General features: G+C 36.8%; 4 protein-coding genes and 1 pseudogene. All 5 read right to left on the reverse strand.

Going from position 1 to position 5,080, the window contains the following annotated elements; genetic code table 11:
• Nucleotides 1-199: 199 nt before the first annotated feature.
• Complete coding sequence (locus tag HU824_RS19035; RefSeq protein ID WP_176469701.1) at nucleotides 200-1,219, reverse strand: DUF3871 family protein; 1,020 nt, start codon at nucleotides 1,217-1,219, stop codon at nucleotides 200-202.
• Between the two features lie 470 nt (nucleotides 1,220-1,689).
• Nucleotides 1,690-2,346 (reverse strand): hypothetical protein, encoded by a 657-nt coding sequence (locus tag HU824_RS19040; protein ID WP_176469702.1) that lies wholly within the window; start codon nucleotides 2,344-2,346, stop codon nucleotides 1,690-1,692.
• The gene (locus tag HU824_RS19930) at nucleotides 2,306-2,491 is read right to left on the reverse strand and encodes a hypothetical protein (protein ID WP_255260572.1); all 186 of its coding nucleotides are present in this window, start codon (nucleotides 2,489-2,491) and stop codon (nucleotides 2,306-2,308) included. The genes HU824_RS19040 and HU824_RS19930 overlap by 41 nt, the downstream gene beginning before the upstream one ends.
• Before the next feature lie 400 nt (nucleotides 2,492-2,891).
• Nucleotides 2,892-3,959 carry a hypothetical protein gene (locus HU824_RS19045; protein ID WP_004310790.1) on the reverse strand — a complete coding sequence of 356 codons (1,068 nt, stop codon included), beginning with the start codon at nucleotides 3,957-3,959 and terminating at the stop codon, nucleotides 2,892-2,894.
• 283 nt (nucleotides 3,960-4,242) lie between these two features.
• A pseudogene (locus tag HU824_RS19050) lies at nucleotides 4,243-4,908 on the reverse strand (hypothetical protein); the annotation flags it as partial.
• Between the last annotated feature and the right edge of the window lie 172 nt (nucleotides 4,909-5,080).

Consider the following 5,080-nt stretch of genomic DNA (forward strand, 5'->3'; position numbering starts at 1 on the left):
TAGCAAACCTCTTCGGTTTGGCCGATGAGGATATCTATGATGTGATGATTAACAGGTCGGAAGAGATGAACCATATATGCGATATTTACAAATTAAAACTAGCAAGCTGAACTTGCGAAACTTAAATTAGTTAATTATTAAGTATGAAGAAAGGACACCAACTTAATGATGTCCCTTCCTCTCTCAATCAACAATCCACTCAGCCCAAGAACCAAGCGTATTCACTATCTCCTAATTTGGCACGTTGAATGCCTTGTACAAACTCTGTACAGTTTAGATTCCTCTCCAAGAAGTTATCAATGTAACTTGACTTTACAGAACCATTGAGCAGGTTTAAGAGCTGCCAGCCTGTAATGCTGTCCCCAGTACTCTTGAAATTCACATCAGAAACGAATGCTCTACAAGCTGCATTAATTTGACTGTCTCCCAACAATAGACGAGGTAAGCGTTTCTGTTGGTTGGGTGTAAGAGCTTGATATAATCTCATCCTGCCTATTATCTGGCAGAACTCACTCGTTGAGATTGACATCTGCCCAAGTGTCCTTAACAGATGCAGGTCTTTGGATCGGTTGTAAGCATGGAACAGATTCAATGCTGCTGCATATAGTTCCTGTACGCTTAGGACTTCTATCTTATCCTGCAAGCCGTCAGTAGTAAGCATTAAATTTGAGCACACACGATTACGAAAGCCTATGAAGATTTTAAATCTCTCAACAGACTTCTTACTGTATAGGTTAATCTCGTTATATGCTCTCACTCCACCAATGGATAACGCTAAACGATTACCGTATTCATCATGTACAATGGATGGAATTTCAAAACAGAAACACATTCTCTGATAGAACAAAGTTTTCTCTTCGTCTGTCAATTCAGATGCTTTCTTACCTAATGCACTTGGTATTCTGCCATTGATAGGGTGTGAGATTCTAATCTCTGGCATATCAAACTGTTCTCCATGAAAGTAATCCTTAGCTGCATCTACTACTGCACCTATAAAGGATTGGTGGCTTATGGTTTCCTCCATTGATGCAAAACTTGGAATGATGCAGTCTTGCTGTAAGTGCTGTAAGGTTACTTCCTGCGTGTTGGCTTCAATGAAATGGTTTACTCTCTTGGGTGCTGCTACTTCTTCCACAATGATTGCTTCTTCTGCAAACTCACCTATGTTTAATGATTCTCTACGCTGTGCCATAGCTGGCATAATTACTAAATCTCTCATAATGAAATTGAATTAAATGGTTATTGATTGAATGGATTTAACAAGAACAAACCTAACACACAAGTGAATTTCTTCGCTTGCATCTTAGGCTGTCCTATGTCTTTCCCTAAAGATTCTTTCAAAGGAAATGAGGAGCATTAGTAAATTATTGGTAAGCAGTGGCAATAGTGCATCGTGCCTGCTCTTGGATTAATAAGAATGCTTATTTCAGTCAGCTATCAGACTGTATTTCTAAAGTATTCTTTTCTATTTAGAGCCATGAGGGGGTGTTTATGTAGGTAGGGATGTCTCGTGTATAACTCTTGTGATTTTTAAATCGGTATTGTGAAGTACCATTTATAAAGTCTGCCTATCTCCAACCTTAAAAATCCAACTTTAGATGTCTCTAAAGTCAGAATAAGGCAGACTTGGGATTATTCGTACCATCTCTTAATATATTAATAAACAGTACGAAAAATCCTGCTTGCCTGTTATTTGGACTTGAAAGCTATCTTAACCACGTTTTTTGAGTTGATTGGATTCCACTCCTTACGTTGTTTGGCTATATCATTGTCTAATAATAGTTCCTTTGGAGTAAGCTCTATCCCTTTGGGTATATATCTTAACAGACCTGCACCATATAAATCCAGATTGTAACTCTCTACATTTTTCTTACCCATTCCCAATTTGTCAGCCAACTTATTAAGAGAAAGCAATATCTTGTTATCTTCTGCTATCAATAAGAGCTTGATATAATATCCTTTCACTTTAATATCCAAATCCACTTTCATAAAGAGGTGGGACAGTGTTATAAAGTTGGGATGGTCTATGGGTGGGATGCAGTAAAGACTTCTCATTGTAAAGTCAATAAGAGGGTGGTTGATGGCTTCCCAGTATCTCTTTCTAATCAACACAGCTTCTATATCCTTATTGAAATTCTTTAGTGCATCCTCTTTCTCTCCTGTTCGTTTGGCTAAATCCTTGATTCTCCATCTGACCTTATAATAGTCATTTCTATATAAGGACAGACAGAAGAACCTGTACAAATTGGGTGGATTGAGTTTATCTATAATAGACTTGTTAATGGTAGCATATTCTTGTTTGATGTTACTTGTCCTGTTTTGCAGGTGCTTTAATTGTATCTTCATATTCATTAGTAGCTGATTGAATAGTATTGGTAAACACTAAATATTTTTTCTCACGTTCCATTTTGTAATAGTAGGCAGTTCCAAAGTATATCTTGGCTTCCTTTCTGTTGTGAAACTTCTTTCCTGTTGGCAGATGAATTATCATATCAGTTTAAATATCAGTGAATTAATAAGCCAACTTCTGCAATGAGATATAATAGGTAGCAACCTTTCCATTCTTCTTTCTCCTTGTCTTTAGATAGTTATTAAGATTAGCCCACAATCCAATGTGAACCTTGTTATCTTTTACTCCCTGTTTAAGAGCCTTAACTCTTATCTGCTCATAAGTAAATTCTTCCATTTTAGATATTCTGAATAGTTTGTAAGTCCGTCAATCTATGTGGTGGGATTATCTGCTTGTAGTACTGTAAAGATAGTAACTCCATAAGTGAGAAACTAATGATAAGACCACACATTTAGTAATCAGACTTTAGACTATTCAGAATTTCTAAGAACTTGGGGAGAACAAGCCCACCTGTCACATGGGCTTTGCTCCGTAGTATGTATTATGCTTCTAAAGCATTTTGTAGCATTGCTTGAAAATCATCATCTTCCTTTATTTTCTTTAGTTTGTCATCATTAAGTTCTAATTGTTTTAGCTTATCCAAAGCCTTGAATGCTTGTTCTTCGCCATGTACTTTAGCATAACTGTTAAATCCTTTAATGAAGTAACGTTTAGTGAGAAATGTGACGCTGATTTTGGCAGCTTTGCATAGAGTTATAAAATCGTTACCTCTCTTGATGTCAACTATGGCATCTTTTGGTAGATTGTATTCTTCTCTTCTTAAAACCTTGTTCAATATCTTCTCTGGAATGTTCTTCTTGGTATAAATCAGACCTGCTGTCGTAGGATTGAATCCCTGTTGGATTAGTTCAGCCATATTCTCAAAGAGTTCATCTTTGGATGTCAAGGCAGCAACCCCTATCTTGGCTTTCATATCCCAATTACCAACTCTGTTGATTTCTTCCAAATAAGTTCCTATATCCTTAATATCCTTAACAAAGACATTGGGGATAGTCATATTACCTTTGACAGAGTTTAGTTTGGCAAATGCTGTGCTTCTGTGTTGACCGTCCAAGATTACAAAGTAGCCTTCTGCCTCTTCTTCTGTCAGAACTCTACCGTTTACATCTGTTACGACATATCCTGCCTTTATTAGTTTTGAAGCTTCTATCACGATGATGGGATAGGCTTCTTCATATTTGCCATTGTCAATAATAGCAATGAACGTATCTACTTTCTTTGAATCAATGCTTCTGTTATGTTTTACAAAGGCAATCTTCTTAGAGACCTTCTCCTCAGTTTTAGTTAATTGGAATGTAATAGGTTCGTCTTTAAGTGTGAGGGCTTTACTATTCTTCTCTTCAATAGCCTGCTTTAATTGTTTCACAATTAACTCTTGGGCGTGTAGAACGGTTTCTCCCAACTGTCTGTTAACTATGTTCTTCAAATCTCTTTCAGCTTTAATCAACTGTTGTTGTAAGCTGAGAGTGCGCACTGCCTTTCCAGCTTTAGCATTAGCTACTGATTTGCTGGTTGCAGTCTTTCCTGCTGTCTTAGTCATTGTTTTCATTGTCATCTTGTTTTTAATTATCAAATTAAGTTCTTTGTAACCGTCCAACCTATGCGCACTTGGCTTTCTGATTACGCTGCAAAACTACTTGCTTCTGGGCTGATTAAAAGAGAGAAATTAATGGGTGGTTTTACTTCCCCTCTTAATTGTCAGCTCGTCCGCTATCGTTTTGACGCTGCAAAGATGGGATATAATGGCAGGATTAAAAGAGAGAAAAAAAGTCCTGCTCTTATGTACCCTCTTAATGGTACGGAGCAGGACTGTATTAATTATCAGAAGTTTATTAGAAGTATATGCTGTTCGCAGTATCAATTCTCTTGTCTTTATATTGCTTGATGTAACCTTTTAGGACATCTTCATCATCTGAGAATTTACTATGTTTAGATAGCTTAGTGAAGTAGATAAGCCTTGATATGAGCAATGTCTTACTAAGTGATATGGTGCTTCCTTTCTTCTGTCTGACATTAAACAGCTTATTATATGGCTCTAAATTGAAGAAGTCATTGAACATCTTATAGAACAGCCATATCTGAACGGATTCCTTTTCTTCTGCATGGGTGCTTATGCTGACTTGTTGGTTCTGCATCCAAGGATGTTCCTCTATCTCTTTTAGGTTGTTGGCAATGATAGTAGCCAAGTAACCTATCGCATTGGCATTGTCAATTACTATCTGATGCTTGCCTTCAATCTTTACAGAGACGGTAATAGGCTTTTTAAAACTTACTCCAAATTGGTTAATCTCCTTATGGTTGTCAGCTATGGCTTTAGCGAATTTGGTGAGCTGTTCTATTCCTATGCCTGTAGCTTTCATTCCATCCAAGCACGTGCCACAAGTATAGTCGAAGATGAACAGAAGCAGAAACCAGAACTTATCTATATCAACTCTCAAATCTTTCAATGTATTCTGTATGTCCTCATTGGCTATATAATCTTCGTATGTGAAATTACCTTTAGTAGATGACAAAAATTAAATATATGCTGTTAAACATTTAATTTTCAAGTGATTAAATCTGCAAAAGTCCCTGAAATTTAGTAATTTAAAGGAAAAGTTTGGCGACTTTTCTCCATGAAAACTACTAATTCCAAGGACTCAGTCAAAGTTAACCAAATCCTCCCGATTA

The organism is Bacteroides sp. L10-4 (genome assembly GCF_013373675.1).
GTDB classification, from domain to species: Bacteria; Bacteroidota; Bacteroidia; order Bacteroidales; family Bacteroidaceae; genus Bacteroides; species Bacteroides muris.

Bases quoted from the DNA above. Each gene is read 5' to 3' on its own strand.
- HU824_RS19040 (WP_176469702.1), bottom strand. From the start codon at position 2,346: ATGAAGATACAATTAAAGCACCTGCAAAACAGGACAAGTAACATCAAA.
- HU824_RS19045 (WP_004310790.1), bottom strand. From the start codon at position 3,959: ATGAAAACAATGACTAAGACAGCAGGAAAGACTGCAACCAGCAAATCA.
- HU824_RS19930 (WP_255260572.1), bottom strand. From the start codon at position 2,491: ATGATAATTCATCTGCCAACAGGAAAGAAGTTTCACAACAGAAAGGAA.
- HU824_RS19035 (WP_176469701.1), bottom strand. From the start codon at position 1,219: ATGAGAGATTTAGTAATTATGCCAGCTATGGCACAGCGTAGAGAATCA.